The organism is Acinetobacter sp. YH12046 (assembly GCF_013419905.1).
Taxonomy (GTDB): Bacteria; Pseudomonadota; Gammaproteobacteria; order Pseudomonadales; family Moraxellaceae; genus Acinetobacter.
In genome coordinates, this window is sequence record NZ_VOZF01000017.1 from 1 (window position 1) to 18,987 (window position 18,987).

15 protein-coding genes are annotated in these 18,987 nt (G+C 44.4%); 8 read left to right on the forward strand and 7 right to left on the reverse strand.

The window, feature by feature from the left end:
• Positions 1 to 391 precede the first annotated feature (391 nt).
• From FTU03_RS10485 to FTU03_RS10505, 5 genes are all read left to right on the forward strand, one after another.
• Positions 392 to 1,306: a VacJ family lipoprotein gene (locus tag FTU03_RS10485; RefSeq protein WP_159123041.1), complete on the forward strand. Its 915-nt coding sequence runs from the start codon at positions 392 to 394 to the stop codon at positions 1,304 to 1,306.
• A gap of 103 nt (positions 1,307 to 1,409) precedes the next feature.
• A complete protein-coding gene (gene gigA / locus FTU03_RS10490) occupies positions 1,410 to 2,378 on the forward strand; it encodes an RsbU family protein phosphatase GigA (protein WP_159123042.1) in 969 nt (322 codons plus the stop codon).
• Between the two features lie 112 nt (positions 2,379 to 2,490).
• Positions 2,491 to 3,009 carry an anti-anti-sigma factor GigB gene (gene gigB, locus FTU03_RS10495; RefSeq protein ID WP_004783532.1) on the forward strand — a complete coding sequence of 173 codons (519 nt, stop codon included), beginning with the start codon at positions 2,491 to 2,493 and terminating at the stop codon, positions 3,007 to 3,009.
• Positions 3,010 to 3,029: 20 nt separating this feature from the next.
• Positions 3,030 to 3,857: a carbon-nitrogen hydrolase family protein gene (locus tag FTU03_RS10500; protein WP_179992964.1), complete on the forward strand. Its 828-nt coding sequence runs from the start codon at positions 3,030 to 3,032 to the stop codon at positions 3,855 to 3,857.
• A 118-nt stretch (positions 3,858 to 3,975) separates the two neighbouring features.
• Positions 3,976 to 4,401, forward strand: coding sequence for an organic hydroperoxide resistance protein (locus tag FTU03_RS10505; protein ID WP_004783539.1), 426 nt, complete (start codon positions 3,976 to 3,978; stop codon positions 4,399 to 4,401).
• A 173-nt stretch (positions 4,402 to 4,574) separates the two neighbouring features.
• Here the strand turns inward: FTU03_RS10505 and gspE are convergent, their stop codons facing one another.
• Positions 4,575 to 6,062, reverse strand: coding sequence for a type II secretion system ATPase GspE (gene gspE / locus FTU03_RS10510; RefSeq protein WP_004783540.1), 1,488 nt, complete (start codon positions 6,060 to 6,062; stop codon positions 4,575 to 4,577).
• Between the two features lie 93 nt (positions 6,063 to 6,155).
• Here gspE and FTU03_RS10515 point away from each other — a divergent pair, with 93 nt between their 5' ends.
• Both FTU03_RS10515 and FTU03_RS10520 read left to right on the forward strand, forming a co-directional pair.
• Positions 6,156 to 6,986 (forward strand): hypothetical protein, encoded by an 831-nt coding sequence (locus FTU03_RS10515; RefSeq protein ID WP_179992965.1) that lies wholly within the window; start codon positions 6,156 to 6,158, stop codon positions 6,984 to 6,986.
• A gap of 9 nt (positions 6,987 to 6,995) precedes the next feature.
• Positions 6,996 to 7,919, forward strand: coding sequence for a mechanosensitive ion channel family protein (locus FTU03_RS10520; protein ID WP_004783545.1), 924 nt, complete (start codon positions 6,996 to 6,998; stop codon positions 7,917 to 7,919).
• A 150-nt stretch (positions 7,920 to 8,069) separates the two neighbouring features.
• On the opposite strand, the gene FTU03_RS10525 is transcribed toward FTU03_RS10520, so the two are convergent.
• Positions 8,070 to 10,775: a DUF2339 domain-containing protein gene (locus FTU03_RS10525; protein ID WP_179992966.1), complete on the reverse strand. Its 2,706-nt coding sequence runs from the start codon at positions 10,773 to 10,775 to the stop codon at positions 8,070 to 8,072.
• Positions 10,776 to 10,936: 161 nt separating this feature from the next.
• Between FTU03_RS10525 and polA the strand changes: the two genes are divergently transcribed.
• On the forward strand, positions 10,937 to 13,702 hold the full coding sequence (gene polA / locus FTU03_RS10530; protein WP_179992967.1) for a DNA polymerase I: 2,766 nt from the start codon (positions 10,937 to 10,939) through the stop codon (positions 13,700 to 13,702).
• 148 nt (positions 13,703 to 13,850) lie between these two features.
• Here polA and FTU03_RS10535 read toward each other — a convergent pair whose 3' ends face one another.
• The 5 genes from FTU03_RS10535 to ppx are packed head-to-tail and all read right to left on the reverse strand — an operon-like array spanning position 13,851 to position 18,971.
• Positions 13,851 to 14,420: a YggT family protein gene (locus FTU03_RS10535; protein WP_004783550.1), complete on the reverse strand. Its 570-nt coding sequence runs from the start codon at positions 14,418 to 14,420 to the stop codon at positions 13,851 to 13,853.
• 32 nt (positions 14,421 to 14,452) lie between these two features.
• Positions 14,453 to 15,283, reverse strand: a complete 831-nt coding sequence (gene proC / locus FTU03_RS10540; RefSeq protein WP_004783553.1) for a pyrroline-5-carboxylate reductase — start codon at positions 15,281 to 15,283, stop codon at positions 14,453 to 14,455.
• A 2-nt stretch (positions 15,284 to 15,285) separates the two neighbouring features.
• Positions 15,286 to 16,659: a tRNA lysidine(34) synthetase TilS gene (gene tilS, locus FTU03_RS10545; protein ID WP_179992968.1), complete on the reverse strand. Its 1,374-nt coding sequence runs from the start codon at positions 16,657 to 16,659 to the stop codon at positions 15,286 to 15,288.
• Entirely contained in the window at positions 16,596 to 17,420 is an 825-nt protein-coding gene (locus FTU03_RS10550; RefSeq protein ID WP_004783557.1) for an acetyl-CoA carboxylase carboxyltransferase subunit alpha, read from the reverse strand. The genes tilS and FTU03_RS10550 overlap by 64 nt, the downstream gene beginning before the upstream one ends.
• A gap of 30 nt (positions 17,421 to 17,450) precedes the next feature.
• Positions 17,451 to 18,971, reverse strand: coding sequence for an exopolyphosphatase (gene ppx, locus FTU03_RS10555; RefSeq protein ID WP_179992969.1), 1,521 nt, complete (start codon positions 18,969 to 18,971; stop codon positions 17,451 to 17,453).
• Between the last annotated feature and the right edge of the window lie 16 nt (positions 18,972 to 18,987).

Consider the following 18,987-nt stretch of genomic DNA (forward strand, 5'->3'; position numbering starts at 1 on the left):
CATAATCTCTTAATGATCTTCTTGCTACTTCGTCAGTAGCAAGCTAGGTCGGCTATATTACTCTCTATCTCTAGAAAGTCAACCAGTAATGAAAATTATTTTTAAACTTTCTTTCTAAAACCCAACTTAACCATTTCACGCTAAGTTACTGTTTTATCAGAAGTTTTAATCTTCATCACCGCCGATGGATGTGCATTCTACAGCATTTCAGAGGGCTTGCAACACCTTTTTCAAATAAATCTTACCGCATGTCTAATTTTTAGCCTTTTATGAAGTTTTTATTCATTTATTATACAATTTTGCTTAAATTACGCCTATTCCTAGTAATACAGTTTATTATTCCGGGTTAAACAACGCCACTATACTCAGAACAAGGCTTTGGGGTTTCCTTATGCATCGCTCTATTTATTTATCTTTATGCTTATTTTCTTTGGCCTCTAGCCCATTAATTTTTGCTGAAGACACTACTCAGGCTGAACAGACTGAAATAGAAACTGAATCTTCTACTACTGCTACGGTTCCACTCAGAGAAAAAATATCTTCTAAAGTGAGTCACCTGCAAACCCAGCTAAAAGTCGATGCTAGTGCTGCACAGGCTGAAGAAGTTAAAGATCCTTTCCAGGGCTGGAATAGAAAGGTGTATCAATTTAATGATGCAATCGATCAGGCAGTTGTTCGCCCCATTGCGGTTCAGTATCAGGAAAAGGTTCCTCAAGATGTGCGTGGCAGCTATACCCAGTTCCGTAGCAATTTAGGTGAACCATGGAATGCGGTAAACCAGTTGATTCAGGGCCGTCCTGCTCGTGCAGCAAAATCTTTGGGCCGTTTTACCATTAATACCTTAACTACTTTAGGTCTGGCAGACCCAGCCCGTCGTCTGGGACTGGATCATGAAGATGAAAAGTTCGGGATTACGCTAGGTTATTACGGTGTACCTTCCGGTCCTTATGTGATGTTACCGTTCCTAGGCCCAAGTTCTGTGCGTGATACTTTCGGTATGGCAGTCGATAGCCAGACCCGTCCACAGAAATATATTCTTGAAGATGATGAAGGCTTGTATTGGGGTGATCAATTCTGGCGTGCAATTGATAATCGTGCAGAATTACTTGATATTGAAGGTGTGTTAACAGGTGATCGTTATGCACAAATTCGCGATATTTATTTGCAACGCACCAATTATATGATCGCCCAGAAAAAAGGTCTGGAACAGGAATCTTTATTCCTTGAAGATGACTTCGATGATGAAAATCTTGAAGATGAATCTTTCGATGAAAATGAGACTGAATCTTCTAGTGATGACCTTTGAAACCTAAGCTCAATGATGATTTGCTAGCGAAAACCGTTCGCTAGCAATCATTTGCTTGTTATAGTACATCTTATAACTCATCCTAGGATCGAACTACCTGTCTATGTATTTCATTCAACCTACCCGTGATATTCCTTATTTAGATCAAGTGCTTGAGAAGCTTCCGCACGTTCAAGTAATCAAGCTGGAAGATCACGAGTTGTACGATGCGACGATTATTGCCATTGCAGATGTACATGATTATCTGAAATATAAGTGGAACCTTCCGACTGTCGTATTAGCGCTGGAAAATGAAGGAACAGCCTTGGCACAAGCTTGGGAACAAGGTGCTTTGGCAGGCTGGATCTGGGATAAACTGCCTGAACAACCCGATATCGCATTACAAAAAATCGATGCGCAATATAAGCGTAATCAGGATAGTCGTGATCTTCCTTCAGCAGCAGAGCTACAAAAACGTTTGCTACCGAATGAAATTGAATTAACCAATTATGCGGTTGAAACCTATTTTCAGCCTTCTGCCTATCTATCTGGCGATTGGTATGATTACTGGAAAATCAGCGATAAAGAAGTCATTTTCTATCTGGCAGATGTTTCTGGTCATGGCGTTACCAGCAGTTTATTAACATCCTGGATGGCAGCCTTTCATGGACGTTCGAAAACGCCTCGTGAGCTGATCAAGAAGCTGAACGGGATGCTGGTTCAGGAAAATATTGAAAAACATATCACCATGATAGCCGGAATTCTGAACCTGGAAACCCATGTCTTGAAATGGTCCAGTGCTGGCCACTACCCTCCTCCGATTATCTTTGAACCGAATCAGGAACCTAAAATCCTGTCATCCAGCAGCTTTCCTCTTGGCCTCACTGAAGACCTTGAGGTAGAAGAAAATGAATATATCCTCAGCCGCAATGCACGATTTATTATCTGTTCAGATGGAGCATTGGAGCCGTTTAACGGCGGTCTGAATGAACAATTTTCCCAATTATTGCATCACTTACAGAACGAATCCTTCGAGGCACCCGAACATGTTGCCGACGATATTGCCATTCTCAGCTTTATAAGAGTGAAATAGCAGTATAATCACAAGCTTTATAAGCACTTAATTTGATTGCGACTTTCAGCTACTTGAGTATCCGTAGACCCTATGGGATAATTTAATATCCTTCTCTGCAAATGGCATTTATATGTCAACAGGTCATGTTGAATATGCAAGCTTGAATGGAACGCATATTTTTAAGCTTATCGGCGAAGTGCGGGCCCAATCTTGTATTAGTCTAGACAAATTACTGAACAAACTTGAGCAGCAGGACAACGTTGTTGGCGCAATTGTTGATCTGACTGAAACCAGCTTTATTGACAGCACTGTACTGGGTGTCCTAGCAAAATTAGGACTTAAACTTAAGCAGCTCCATAAGATCCAGGCGGTGATGTTGTCGACTAACTCTGATATCACGACTCTGGCCAACAGTATGGGCTTGGGGCAGGTCTTTGTCATTTTGGATTACTGCGGTGATTCAAATGTATGTACGCGTAAACTGATGGAAGAACATGTGACGCATCAAGCAATGCTGAAAACTGTTCTGGATGCACACAAGACTTTAATGCGGTTAAATCAGAGCAACCAGAATATGTTTGAGCCCTTGGTCAAACAGTTGCAAAAAGAACAAGATAATCTAGATCAAGTGTCTGAACAAAAGGTATGAACACACAATAAGGAATCCCTATGACTTTACTTTCTGTTGCACAGATGAATTCCCAGAATGAAATTGAGCAAAATTTCATGACCATCGAATCATTAATTCAACAAAGTAAAGCAAAAGGTGCTGAGCTTATTGTCTTTCCTGAAAATTTCGTCTGTTTTGCTGCTGGTAAGCAGCGCGAAACCGCTGCTCAGTTCGAGAGCATTCAACAACGTCTGGAACAACTAGCGCATCAATATCAGATCTGGATTATCGCAGGGACATTACCCTGTCCTTATCGTCCTGATGGTTCGATTATTGAAGATGACAGGGTTCGTACCGTTAGCTTGTGTATTAGCCCAGAAAAAACTGAAGCCCGCTATGACAAGATTCACCTCTTTGATGTACAGGTCGGTGATGCTGTTGGTGGCTATCAGGAATCCCAATTTTTTGAACCAGGTACCGATGTTGTTGTTGCGAAAACACCTTTTGGCAATATCGGTATGATGGTCTGCTATGACCTGCGTTTTCCTGAACTTGCGCTTCATTTACGTGCCCATGGCGCGAATATTTTAACTGCGCCATCTGCCTTTACTTACACCACTGGCCAAATGCACTGGCAATTATTATTGCAAGCACGTGCTATGGATACCCAATGCACAGTTCTCGGTGCTGCACAACAGGGTTGGCATGGTGAAAAACGTCAAACTTGGGGACATGCCGCTGCCACAAACAGCCGTGGTCAACTTCTCGATATGGTGCATGCGGAAGGCGCACAGATTATTACGGTTGATTTTGATTTGACTGGGCAGGCCAAAGTGCGTGAGTCTATGCCACTCATGCAGCATCGCAAGCTACTAAAGTTCTCTTAAGTCAGACTTTTTACCGCATTCTCATTCGCTTGCATAAATTAACAAAATCCCTGCTTATTCTTCCCTAGAAATTATGGAGCATAGAAGTTCCATAAAAGAACAAGCAGGAAATACTCTCATGTCATTAGAAAAAGCAGTATATACCGCACGTGCCAAAGCTACAGGCGGTCGAGATGGCCGTGCAACCTCTGACGATCAGATTCTGGATGTGAAACTGGCAGTGCCCAAGGAAATGGGTGGCCCAGGTGGCGGGACCAATCCTGAACAATTGTTCGCTGCAGGTTATTCAGCCTGTTTTTTAGGTGCCATGAAGTTTGTTGCCAACCGGGATAAAATCAATATTAGCAAAGATGCCTATATTGAAGGTGAAGTTGGCATTGGTCCGATTCCTACCGGTTTTGGCATTGAAGTGACTTTAAATATTCATTTAGAAGGAATGGAACAGGACGAAGCTCAAAAGCTGGTCGATGCCGCACACATCGTTTGTCCTTATTCAAATGCAACCCGAAACAATATTGATGTTACTTTGAATGTCATCACCTAAGTCTACATAAGCATTCCACTCTCTATCCTGAAAAATCAGAAGTCATTTCAGGATAGAGCTGATTATTCTTATAAAATTTTAATCAAAATTACTTTGTGCTATTTCATAGAAAAATGATCACTTGAGATATTTACTTAAGAAAACTGTGCCTTCCTATCCCATCGAATAAAAATTTACTCTGCCGCCTCATTGGTTACACGCAAAACTTCTTCAATCGTGGTTTTTCCAGCCAGTACTTTACGTAAACCATCATCGCGAATTGAACCAGATTGCTGACGTGCATAGGTTTCCAGCTCATATTCAGCCGCATTACCATGAATCAGACGGCGCATATGCTCATCAACCGGTACAATTTCATAAATGGCGGTACGTCCACTAAAGCCGGTATTACCACACCGTTCACAACCGTGCGGTTGAGGTAATCTTAAATCCTGTGGATGCTCAATATGTTCAAACAGATTCTTTTCAAATGCATCCGCATCCTTCCAGGTCGCACAATGCGGACATAAGGTACGTACCAGACGCTGAGCAACTACCCCAATTAAGGAGCTGGATAGCAAGAATGGCTCAATTCCCATGTCTTTTAAACGGGTCACTGCACCAATCGCAGTATTGGTATGTAGTGTTGATAATACCAGGTGACCAGTCAATGATGCCTGAACTGCAATTTCTGCGGTTTCCAGATCACGAATCTCACCGACCATCACCACATCCGGATCCTGACGCAACATGGCTTTTAAAGCACGAGCAAAGGTCATGTCGACTTTGGTATTTACCTGAGTCTGACCAATCCCTTCTAACTGATATTCCACCGGATCTTCAGCCGTCAGGATATTTTTGGAACCATCATTTAGATCAGAAAGTGCTGCATATAAGGTAGTGGTCTTACCCGATCCGGTAGGTCCAGTCACCAGAATAATGCCATGAGGACGATGCACCAGGGTCTTGAGTCGATCATAATCGTTATTCATCAAGCCCAGATGAGTCATATTTAGACGGCCAGCCTGTTTGTCTAGCAATCGCATCACCACCCGCTCCCCATAAGAGGATGGCAAGGTTGAAACACGGACATCGACTTCACGCCCTGCCAGACGCAAGGAAATACGTCCATCCTGAGGAATACGTTTTTCTGCAATGTCCAGCTTGGCCATGACCTTGATCCGTGATACCAGTAATGGCGCCAGCTCACGACGTGGCTGCACAATTTCACGCAACTGCCCATCGACACGCAAGCGTACGGAAAGTCGTTTTTCGAAAGATTCCACATGAATATCTGAAGCTCCAACCCGGATTGCTTCAGACAACAAGGCATTGATCAGACGGACAATAGGCGCATCATCCTCCTGATCCATCAGGTCTTCAGCTTCAGGAACTGAATCGGCAAGACTTAATAAATCCGGGTGATCTTCCAGACCAGCCGCCACCTGCTGTGACTCACCGCTATCACCAGCAAAACTGGAACTGAGTAACTGATTGAATTCTTGTTCTGTACAATGTTGATACTGAGCCGGATGACCCAGCAAACGGCGTGCTTCCTGTAATGCAAGCATAGATGTATTGTCACGACGGACAATAAAAGCCTGATCTCCCTCGTAACGCAATAGCACACCATGACGTTTCGCAAAGCTATACGGGATTTGTAATTGTTTCAGTACTTGCATCGCAGATTATAATAATGATGAAAAAATTTAAATTGAGTGTACTCTAAGCATATGACAGCGTGAAGTATGTTTTCAAAGATTTAGCAAGAAAGGATGCCAACATTGCCCCAAGATCAAGAGGAATTGAACCTGCAGTCTCCCAGAATTCAATGGTGGGGAGAGCAAAGTTTTGAAATTAACGAGTCCAAGGCCTGGCAATTTGGCTCTCTGCTGTTTCGTTTGACCCGAGGCTTGCAAGAATGGCGACTGGAATATTATCGTCCGACGGTGCAGTACGATTATGAACAGCAATGGCATCAGATTAGTGATCCACTATTTGCATTCCCGACCCCGGTGAAAATTGAACGCTATATGTTCAAATCTACCCAAAGCAAGTTACAGCTTATGCCTCGTCTGGCGAATCGCTCCGTAGTAATTAAACCGGTTGATCCGATTTATATTCCGGCTGGACAACGTGGAACGCTCTATATCAGCACCCCGCTATGGATTGCCGGTTTTGTCGAAGGTCAACGTGAACCGATTTTTGATCTTCCAGTGATTTTACCGAAAGATACCTGGTTTGGGCCAAATCACCGTTCCGGTGAAATTTGCTATGCTACCGCAGTCGATGGCCGGACTGAATTGCAACAATTACGTCCTCGTGCATTCCGTGCTGTGACCCCGATTGAGTTTCATAATACCAGTCAGCAGCAACTGCGTTTCGATCGGATGAATGTTCCAGTACCTGCATTGCCTCTCTTTTATAGTGCCAGCACTGAACGTCTGTGGACCTCGCAGATTAAGGTTTTGCATGAAGGTCTGGATCGCCCACCCCGGATCCGGGTGGAAAACCGTACCCCGCCCAATGCGGGTGAAGTGGATTATTTACACCCACCGCGTGATCCGGCGGGAAATTTATTTAATATGTTTGATTCATTTTTCTAAGAGCGTGTGATGCCAAATTCGAATATTCCAACCGAAGTCACCAACAGTCTCAAGGGAGTATTTACCAATATTAATACCGATCGCCTGACTGAAATCGTCGTCGCGGTTGTGCTGTGTTTTATTGGTTTCCTGATCGCACGTTTTTTTTCGAATGCTTTTATCCGTACTATTGGTATACGCTTTAATGCGCATCAGCAAATGGTCTGGCGCCGCGGGATTTTCTACTTTATTTTCCTGCTGTTTGTGATGGCAAGTTTGAAGGAAGCTGGTTTTAAACTCAGTGTTTTCCTTGGTGCAGCGGGTATTTTAACCGTCGCACTGGGTTTCGCTTCTCAGACTTCAGCGTCAAACTTGATCAGCGGTATCTTCCTGATCGGTGAAGGATCTTTTGAGGTCGGTGATACCATTCAGATTACACTGATTCGTGGACATACCGTTGAAGGTGAAGTGATTTCGATTGATCTGCTCTCGGTTAAACTGCTTACCCAAGACAATATCTATGTACGTTTGCCGAACGAACAGCTGATTCGGGCTCCGGTACATAACCTGTCCAAGTTTCCGATCCGGCGTATTCCGATTACCTTGGCTATTAATTTCCATGAAGACATCATCAAGGTGCGTGAAGTACTGCTTGATGTTGCCAATAAATATCCACTGGTTCTGGCCGATCCAAAGCCTGCAGTCACAGTCACCGCCTTCCGTGAATCTTCGATTGAACTTTTGTTTGCGATCTGGTGCCAGCAGGAAAATTATCTGAAAGTCCGTGATGAAATGCAGGAACGAATCCGAAATGGCTTTCTCGATAACCAGATTGAAATTCCGGTACCGAAAATGGGCTTTGTTGATCATCCACTGGCTCGCCCACTGGAAAATGAAGACGTTGATCAATATGCCAATGAGAAGGAGCTGAAGAGAGAGCCGGATTTAAAATAACTTTTTCTAAATCACTCCTCACCTCCCTTTACTAAGGGAGGAACTGTCATAAAAAGCCTGTCTTTCTTTTACATATCGCTTAAAGCAGTGCTTTAAGCTCGTTCAGGGTTTGGGGAGATTAAATTAACGCTCAAATCGAGTAATTTAGATTCAAACCCTTTTCTCCCCATCCGGCATTGGTGCTATATACGCAATCAGTAGCATGACCCCACCGGCCAGCAAGAATGAAATCACACGTGTCAGTGTACCGGTATGAGATAAGTCGAATAACACCAGCTTCAAGCTGACGATTACCAGAATACTGCCTCCTAAAATCCACATCGGTTTAAGCCTTTTTAGCGTAGCCGTCCACATAGTCGCCCAGGCCAGCAATACCCAAAGAATCGTCAGGCTTAACTGTACTGTGGCATTACTCCACAATTCCAGGCTATTGAATGGTGTTTGCAGATAGATATGTAAGGCCCGTAATACAATATAGCTCGACAGCCATAACAGGCTTAGTACCATCAGTACCGACATCATCCCGCGATCGTGTCCTGCCCGAATCTGCTGCAACAGCATCCACAGGAAACTGGCAAGCATGGCCAGACTGATCAGATCAAATGGATTGAATAGAGGTAACCAGTAATATTGGAAAGCTTGCTGGTTAAACAGCTGTGAGCATATTAACCAAGCTCCCATTAACACTAAGCAGTTTTTACTCTGCCAGAGTAAGCGCCACTCTGAATTTTCTTTTTGTCGGTAACACCAGAACCAGAACACCAGAGGAAAAATTACCATACTCAGATAAGGCATGCTCGGTATTAGGCATACACTAGCCAAAGCCAGGCTGGCAAATACCCCAAAGCTCATCCACTCTTTGGATAAATCAATCCCTTTCACCGGTCTTAACCATAAGGCAGCCAGCAATAATGATGAAAGTGCAAAGATTCCACGCTCTAAAGCACTTGGCCAGACCAGAATCCCATTTTCGCTATGATCAACAGCCAGCAAAATCGCAATGATCACCAATGGCGTAAGACCGCTCCATTTCGGTAATAACCAGCACCATTCCTGATGCTTGCGCTGAATGATCTCACTTAGAACCGTATAACCCAGTGCAAGACTGAATAAACTATAAATATAGGCCTGCTCATGAGCGAACTCATCTTCAAGCAAGGCAAACAACATCAAAATTCCAGCAAAACTGAGAATGCTCAGAAAACTGATACTTAAACTATTCAGCTGCTGGCGATATTTGGCTTTAAGCTGACTCAGGAAGACGACAGCGACATAACAGAAGCTGAGAATCCAGAAAATTTCCCGCGGTGTGGGATTAAGCTCAATCAGATAGTAAACACTACTGAAGCCTGCCATGATCAGCAGTCCCATACTCAGATAATGCGCAACCCGAATATTCTTTTCCAATGCCCAGAGATAAATCAGTACGCCTTCAACCGCCCAACCGACTACGCTCCACTGCTCTGTCAATAAAATGGGGGGAACCAAAGCCAGAAAGATCAGCATCAGGCTGAGATAACTTTGGGAAATGACCTGAATACTCTCTCGACGGCGAACTAAGGTCCAGCAGACTGCAAATATCCCGGCAAATAACAGACTAAATCCGGCTTGCCAAAGCTTTTGATCAGGCTGATTGAAATGAATCAGATACAGGAAAATATAGGCGGTAATCGGTGCAGCGAAAATCAGGGCAAGATCCAGAACCGGTTTTAAACGAAAACGCGAAAGATCCTGCCGAGCCAGTAACTGGCTAAAACGAAAGCCCAGCCAGATGAATACCGCACTATGTGCCAGAATCAGAGTCGTCATCGTATAACGTTCGTATGTATGACCATGAATCAGGCTATACATTCCACCTACTATGACTGTGACCAGAAAAGCAATCTGGTTCAGGATTTTCCAGGGCCGCAAACTGCTAAGGAACAGCACGCCGATATTAATCAGCAAATAATAACTGATGAACTCAACCGCAGAAGCATCCCGGGTCGGCAAGGTAAACGGCGCTAGATAGGCAATGAATAAGGCCATGAATGCCAGCTCAATACTTTCCTGTTTCAAGCTTAAGTACAGCGTAATTGCCAAAATGACCAAGAACACCAGAGCTGCCAGTGGCAACGTGGCAATCACCAGATTGTAATAGGCAAAGAACAAGGTCAGAAATAATGCCCCTAATCCCAAGCCTTCCAGTCCCAGACCGAAACTGCGGTTTTTAGCGATCAGGGTATAACCCAATCCGGTCACAACAACAGCAGATAAAGCGACCAGTCCTAATTTTACCGCCAGGCTCAGCTGCCAGTGCTCTGTTGCAAAACGGAGTAATAAAATAATCCCAATGACCAGAATCGCGATCGCAGCTTTAAGAACCGGATTTCCTCGAAAAATCCACTGCTGGATCTGATCCAGCAATTGTGGTTGATCTGGACTTGCTTGAGTAGCAATAGGTAAAGGAATATCTGGTTGAGTGATTTCTGGATGAGCCTGATCTGTTGACCGGTAACGAGATTGCAACTGGACAATGTTACGTTCCAAACGCTGTAGCCAGCGTAATAGAAAGAAAATCCAGGCAGTAATACCAATACCCATGAGCCAGTTGAGCTCAGTCACGCCTCCGACAATGGCGATAATAGAAGAAATATATAGCGGTATTTTAGAATTGGCTGGCACAATCACCTGCGTCGATGCAGCCAGATCCCGCACGGGCGCTTCAATGGCACTGATATATTGCATCACGCTGATCAGGAAACCCAGACCAGTGAGATAAGTCACGATCTGCAATTCCAGATACCATGCACTTATCCCCACAATTACCAGACTAATCAGCCAGATCATACGCAATTCATTTTGCCTTGCCGTCATTCTTCTCGTTCTCGTTCCTTAACCATGTCATCATACAACAGCTTGTACTGCTTATTTCATCTTCACCCGATATTCGCTAAGCTGTAGAAACCGACTTGCCCCTGCGAGTGCAGTAAAAATCACGTACAATAAAACTGTTTTTTGAATAAGGAATTGATTACATGCCACCATTTGTCTTGGTCGATGGCTCTTACTTTTTATTTCGTGCCTTTCATGCACTACCACCATTAACCACGTCAACCGGTCTGCACACCAATGCAATTCGTGGTGCGATTTCTGCTATTCAAAAACTGATGCGCCGTACCCAGCCAACCCATATGGCGGTGATTTTCGACACGCCTGAACCGACTTTCCGTCACGAGCTATCACCTATTTATAAAGGTGACCGTCCGAGCATGCCGGAAGAACTGTCACAGCAAATTCCATACTTACATGCCTTGATTCGTGCTTTGGGCATTCCCCTGCATATGCTGCCAGGTGCGGAAGCGGATGACATTATTGGTACACTGGCTAAACGTGCTGAAGCTTTAGGCCATCAGGTGCTGATTTCGACTGGTGATAAAGACATGGCACAGCTGGTGACTGATAAAGTGACCCTGGAAGACAGTTTCAAAGAAAAACCAATGGATGTTGATGGGGTTTTTGAAAAGTTTGGTGTATGGCCAAACCAGATCATTGACTATCTGACCCTGATGGGCGATGCCTCAGACGGTATTATGGGTGTGCCTGGGATTGGGGCGAAAACTGCAGCCAAATTACTCAATGAATATGGCTCGATTGGTGGCATTCTGGAAAATGTCGACAAGATCAAAGGTAAAGTGGGTCAGAATATTAAAGACAATACCGATGGCATTGCACTGGATCATCAGTTGGCCAGCATCATTTGCGATCTGGATTTAAGCTTCACTTATGATGACCTGAAACTTCAGGATCCAAATGTAGAAGCTTTACGTAATCTGTATACTGAACTGGAATTCCGTAACCAGCTGCAATCACTGGATCATCCAAATAATCCCAATAACCGTAATTATAAACAGGCTACCCAATCGATTACTGCCAAAGCAGCACCTGAACCTCAGGAAGCCGATGAGCAGCAGGCGACACTGAGCAGTGATAATGATCAGCTTGGAGAAGCCACTTATCATACTGTGTTGACTCAGGAAGATTGGAGTAAGCTGTTTGAACGTTTAAACACTGAAAAACGCTTTGCTTTTGACACCGAAACCACCAGTCTGGATTATCGTATTGCACAGATTGTTGGTTTTTCGGTGGCTTTTGATGCACAGGATGCCTATTACGTACCGCTAGCACATGATTATGAAGGTGCGCCAGAACAGCTCAATCGTGAAGAAATTTTGGCTCAGATCAAACCGATTCTAGAAAATGAAGCCATTCAGAAAATTGGCCACCATCTGAAATATGATGCGCATGTTCTGGAAAATCACGGCATTCATCTGGTGGGCTGGTATTTTGATACCATGCTGGCTTCTTATGTATTGAACTCAGTTGCCACTCGCCACGGTATGGATGATGTGGCTCGTCTGTACTTAAGCCACTTAACCACCACTTATGAACAGGTGGCGGGTAAAGGCGCCAAACAAAAAACTTTCAATAAAATCGAGATCGAAACTGCAGCGCATTATGCGGCAGAAGATGCGCATGTGACTTATCGCTTGTTTGAAGTACTCAGCAAAAAGCTGCAGACTTATCCTGAACTGGTCAATATTCTGTACAATATTGAAATGCCTGTAGCGCGTGTGCTGACCAGTATGGAAGAAAATGGCATCCGACTGGATCTGGCTTTCCTGGATCAGCTCGGTTGTGAGTTCGCTCAAACCATGCAGAATCTAGAAAATCAGATCACGGAAATAGCCGGTGAAGCGTTTAATGTTAGCTCCCCTAAGCAGGTCGGTGAAGTTCTGTTTGACAAACTGGGCCTAAAAGGTGGTAAAAAGACCTCTACCGGTCAGTACAGTACCAGCGAAAGTGTACTGGAAAAACTGGAACACCCGATTGCTGAACTGATTTTGGAATATCGCGGTCTGTCTAAACTGAAAAGTACCTATACCGATGGTCTATGCAAACAGGCCAATAACGAAACCCATCGTGTGCATACCAGTTATCATCAGGCACTCACAGCCACTGGCCGTTTATCGTCTACTGATCCAAACCTGCAAAACATTCCCATTCGTGCAGAAATCGGACGTCAGATTCGTAAGGCCTTTATTGCACCTGAAGGTCGTGTCTTACTCGCAGCCGATTATTCACAGATTGAATTGCGTCTGATGGCACATTTATCTCAGGATGATGCGCTAGTAGATGCCTTTAACCATGGACAGGATGTGCATCGCCGTACCGCAGCTGAAGTTCTGGGTATCCCGCTTGAAGAAGTGACCAATGATCAGCGTCGTCAGGCCAAAGCCGTGAATTTCGGTCTGCTCTATGGCATGTCTGAATTTGGTCTGACCCGTCAGTTAGGTTTCACCCGTCAGGAATCACAGGAATATATCAAACAGTATTTCCGCCGCTATCCGGGAATTTATGAATATATGCAGCGTACCCGTCAGGTGGCATTGGAACAAGGCTTCGTTGAAACTATTCTAGGTCGCCGTTTATACACACCTGATATCGATGCCCGTAACATGATGGTCCGCAAAGCCGCTGAACGTGCGGCGATTAATGCACCATTACAAGGTTCAGCTGCAGACATTATCAAAATGGCGATGATTGAGGTTGATAAAATGCTACCTAAAGATCAGGCCAAAATGCTGCTACAAGTGCACGATGAATTGGTATTTGAAGTCGATGAAGCGATTGCAGATGAACTGGCTCCTCAACTGGCCGAAGTGATGCAATCTGTGATTGAAATCTCTGTGCCTTTGGTCGTGGAAGTCGGTAAAGGCATGAACTGGGATGAAGCGCATTAATACTAAAGCTCCTTCCTCCTTTTAGGAGGAAGGTTGGGATAGAGGTTATTTAAATTTATAGACCTCACCCTAACCCTCTCCTACAAGGAGAGGGAATTTTCTTGAAATAAAAAAGGACGCCTAAGCGTCCTTTTTCTTTAGGGTCTGATTAAAGACCGGTTAGCAACACAATTGCCACCTGATTCATAATCATTTCAATTACGATCAATGCCAAAATTGCCAGAATTGGAGACAGATCGATCATTCCCATATTCGGCATGATACGACGGAACGGTGCCAATAATGGTTCTGCAAGTTCCTGAACTACCTCAATATAAGGTGAACGGGATTGCGTAAACATCACCACCCAGCTCAAAATAATCGTTGCAAAAATCAGGTAACGACAGAAACGGATCAAATCCTGCATCATGGTAACGAAGGTTAGAATAAGCAAATGGATTGGACCATTTGGCATTCCCCCAGACAAATACATGATGCCAAAAATTTTCAGCAAATACAGCACGACCAAAAGTGCCAGTGCAGCAGTATTCACCCGGCCTTTACCTGCAGTTGGAAAAATACGCCCAAACACATCTACAATTTTAGTCGCTTTGACAGTAGATAGAACGACAGGATTATAAGGACTCACCGCGGCTAATTGCATTAAAAAGCGGAAGAATACGAGCAAAATCGCGACGTTAATGATAATGCCAAAAATTAGCGCAGAATTTGCACCCATACTTGAACGTTCCTAAAAATTAAACTGATAGATTATTTGCTATTGTCACTGAGCTCTTGGGCCAGTTCCTGACTACGTTTTTGCGCAGCAGCAAGCGCTGCCTGAATATTCTGAGAAATCTGCGCGCGATCAAACACTTCCAATGCCGCCTGAGTTGTACCATTCGGAGATGTTACATTCTTACGTAGCTCTGCCGGTGTATTCGAACTGGTGATCGCCATTTGCGCTGCCCCCAAAGCAGTTTGCAATGTCAATGCAGTAGCTACTTTTTCATCCAGACCTAAATTCTTGCCTGCACGAATCATGCTTTCCATCATATAGAAGAAGTAAGCAGGTCCTGAACCAGAGACTGCAGTTACGGCATCAATCTGAGCTTCTGAGTTTACCCAAATTGTCAGACCGGTAGAAGCCAAAACCTGACTCGCCAGCTCACGGTCATCATTACCAACTTCTGCATTGGCAAATAAACCATGTGCACCAGTCTGTACCAATGCGGGTGTATTCGGCATCACACGGACAATACGATCAGTACCCAATAGCGCAGATAGTGTTGCAATCTCGGCACCCGCAACAATTGAAATCACCAGCTTGCCATCAAGTAAACCTTGAAGTGGTTTTAACACACCAGCTAAAACCTGTGGTTTGACTGCAAACAGGACGATATCCGCATCTTTAATAGCAGCAATATTATCATCGGTGACATTGACTTCTTTTTCTGCAAGAAGTGAGCGTACTTTCTCAACCGGATCAGAAACTGTAATACGCGTTGCTGGCAACCCCTGCGAAATCAGCCCGCCAATCAAGGCTTGAGCCATATTACCGCCACCAATAAAACTAATATTACAATTTAAAGCTGCACTCATGTTTAATGCTCGTCGTTGAATTCTAAAGTTGAAGAAACCGAAATGGGTAGCCATCCCCCTGCTTCACAATATGCAGATTGAGCTAACCAAAATCCTTTAGGTGTAAACACGCCTAGCATAACATTATCTGTGCTTAATATTTGAATAGTATGCCGAGTCCAGGGAAATATTTGCGCTTCCTGAATAGCTTTTTTGAGCGGCCAGTGTCCCACCCGTCCATAGAGATGGATTTTTTCACCCCCCTTCCGTTGCCGTAAATACAAGGGTTGTCCTAATAAAGTGGGAGATAATCCTATCTCAGCCCTTTGAATCCTGAATTGACCGGAAGGAAGATGAACCTGATCTTTATTCTGTAAAATGATCTGCTGTTCAGCTACGTTTAGCTGTTGATCAGCCAGATAAACTTCAGCTTTTAGTCGATGCAACTGCTGCTGATAACGCACATAGTAATAGCCCGACCAATGTAGCGCTGCTTGAGCATCTGGTTTCGCTCCAATTACTTCAGCCTGTACACGCTCAACCATGTCCAGAGAGGGACGATATTGTCCCTCACCTTTCATCCAGACCGAGAGTAACTGACGCTGCCGTGCTTTGGATAAACTTGAGAATGAAGATAGATCGAGAATTTCGGCGTTACCACAGAGTTTGAGATCCTGCTCTAATACTTCTTGCAGAATGTTTTGTGCATCCTGCATCAGTTCACTGGTACGAGCCAAGGCAGACTGCATTTTCGGATAGCGATGACTTAAGACTGGCCACAGCACCTGACGTGCCCAGGCACGGTCATAATGAGTATCCTGATTGGTCGGATCTTCAATATTCTGGATATTTAAATCTGCTGCCCATTGGCAAATCTGCTCACGAGAAATATCCAGCAGTGGCCGCCAGATGGTTAAATCTGTCCGTATATCGATCGCTTTCATGGCAGCCAGACCATCAATCCCTGCACCAGAAAGTAAGCGCAACATCAAAGTTTCTGCCTGATCCTGCTGATGGTGAGCCAAGACCAGAATTTCATTGGGCCGAAGATGCCGTAAATAAGCTTGATACCGTGATTGGCGAGCCTGTGATTCCAGATTGCCGCTGGCAACATGGACAGGCTGAATGATGCAAGGAATATTTAGTTGCTGACACTGTTGCTGGACAAAAGCGCCCCATTCATTGCTGATACTTTGTAATTGATGATCAACATAAATCGCGCGGATTTTTTCCGGACACAAAAAAAACATCAGATGTAGCAACAGCATAGAATCTACGCCGCCACTGCATCCGATTAGAAATTTTTTTTCTGCAGAAAATTCCTGCAGTTGCTTTAAGATGCCAGACCTAAATTGTCGCTGCCAAACTTCATTAAACGTTGGTAACGTGCTTCGCATCGTGCTTGTGGTTCCATTGCTTGCAGTTCATTTAAAGCTTCTTTCAGGACTGCTTTCAGTTGGTACATGACCTCGTCCGGATCCAGATGTGCACCTTCACCTTCATCAACAACGTATTCAACAATGCCCATCTTCTGTAATTTTTCAGCAGTCAATGCCAAAGCTTCACTGGCTTGTTCCGCTTTTTCTGCGGTTTTCCACAGAATAGATGCACAACCTTCTGGTGAAATCACTGAATAAATACTGTGAGAAAGCATCACTACACGGTCCGCCACGCCAATCCCGAGCGCACCACCTGAACCGCCTTCACCCAGAACAGTGGCAATTACAGGCACTTTCAGATTAGAAAGTTGTGCCAATGAAGAAGCAATCGCTTCAGCCTGACCACGCTCTTCTGCACCTACACCCGGGTATGCACCCATGGTATCAATAAAGGTAAAGACTGGCAGATTAAAACGTTCCGCCATATCCAGCAGACGCTGAGCTTTACGGTAACCTTCCGGGTTACTCATCCCAAAATTATGCTGCAATTTTTCACGGGTACTACGACCACGGTGCTGACCCACGATCATCACCGGTTGTCCATCAAAACGTGCCAGACCACCGATCATTGCGCCATCATCACCATAGAGACGGTCGCCATGTAAAGCATCAAATTCGGTGAATATTTCACCTACGTAGTCCAGAAATTGTGGACGTTCCGGATGACGAGCAATCTGTACTGTCGTCCATGCTTTTGATGGGGTAGCTTTATTTTTCATAGGTCAACCGTTTTCATCCCTATAAAGGTATTAATTAACAAATTGTTCAGATTGAACCGAGAGCTCGATCTCCCAATTTTTAAACTGCACCTGTTCATCATGCAGTTCAGCAATCAGTAATGGCCATTGTTTGGCATCACCAGAAATGCTGAGCTGCCATTGTTGCGCATTCTTGACCTTGAGTTCAATGGCAGGAAGCATCTCATCACTACGACTGTGATTGACCAAAACCGCCAGACGCAACAGCAAACACAGCTGTAAAAGTTTAGTTCCACCGACTTTCATCACATCATGCTTGGCATCAGCGCGCAATTTACGACGATGGTGTGCGACCAAATGTGACAAATAATTCTGATCTACCTGCGAAAAACCGGCAATGTCAGAATGTTGCAATAAATAGGCACCGTGGCGGTGATAACCACTATGACTGATCGCTAAACCAATTTCATGCAAATAAGCAGCGCGACGGAGTAAATCACTGTCTTCACTATACAGGCCGAGATCACCAGCCACATCATCAAACAGTTTTTGCGCAGTCTGCACTACACGTTCGGCCTGTTTGGCATCGGCATTATAACGACCAATTAAGGCATGAACAGAACGATCACGGATATCTTCATGCTTGAAACGACCCAAGAGGTCATACATCACGCCTTCACGCAATGCGCCATCTGAATAGACCAGATGTGGGATATTCAGTACATCAAATACTGCATATAAAATGGCAATTCCTGCAGGTAAAACTGCACGACGGTCATCTTTCAGACCTTCAAACTCCATGTCCGAAACATGCTTATATTTGAATAATTTATCTTTAAGTTTTTCCAGACCTTCACGGGTGAGCTGTTCTTTATCATTGCTCCAGCCCATATTGACACAGATCTGACGACAGGCTTTGATCGTACCACTCGAACCAACGACTGCATCCCAACCGGCAGATTTATAAGTATTGGCAATGCCTGAAATTTCTTTACGTGCCGCAGTCACTGCCTTATCAAATGCTTTATGGGTGATTTCACCATCAGCAAAGAATTTCTTGGTAAAAGTCACACATCCCATCTGCACAGATTCGGTATGAATGGGTTCGAATTCTTCCCCAATAATCAGTTCAGTCGAACCCCCACCGATATCTACCACCAGACGACGGCCAGTATTGGCCATGGTATGTGACACACCGAGATAAATTAGACGCGCTTCTTCGCGACCAGCAATAATTTCAATCGGTTTTGGTAAAATTTCAGCTGCTTTCTGAATAAATTCATGACCATTTTTGGCCTGACGCAAAGCATTCGTTGCCACAATCCGTAAACGGTTCGGTTGTACCGATCCCAAGCGTCCGACAAAACGGGCCAGACAAGCCAAACCGCGCTGCTGTGCGGCTTCAGTCAAATTTTTATTTTCATCCAGTCCCGCAGCAAGTTGAACCTTTTCTGACATTGATGCGACTTTTTTCACTTCGCCATGATCCACCCGGGCAATCGCCAAATGAAAACTGTTTGATCCCATATCGATGGCTGCGAGTAATTCTTCATCAATCAAAAAATCAGACATTCTAGAAATAAACCTT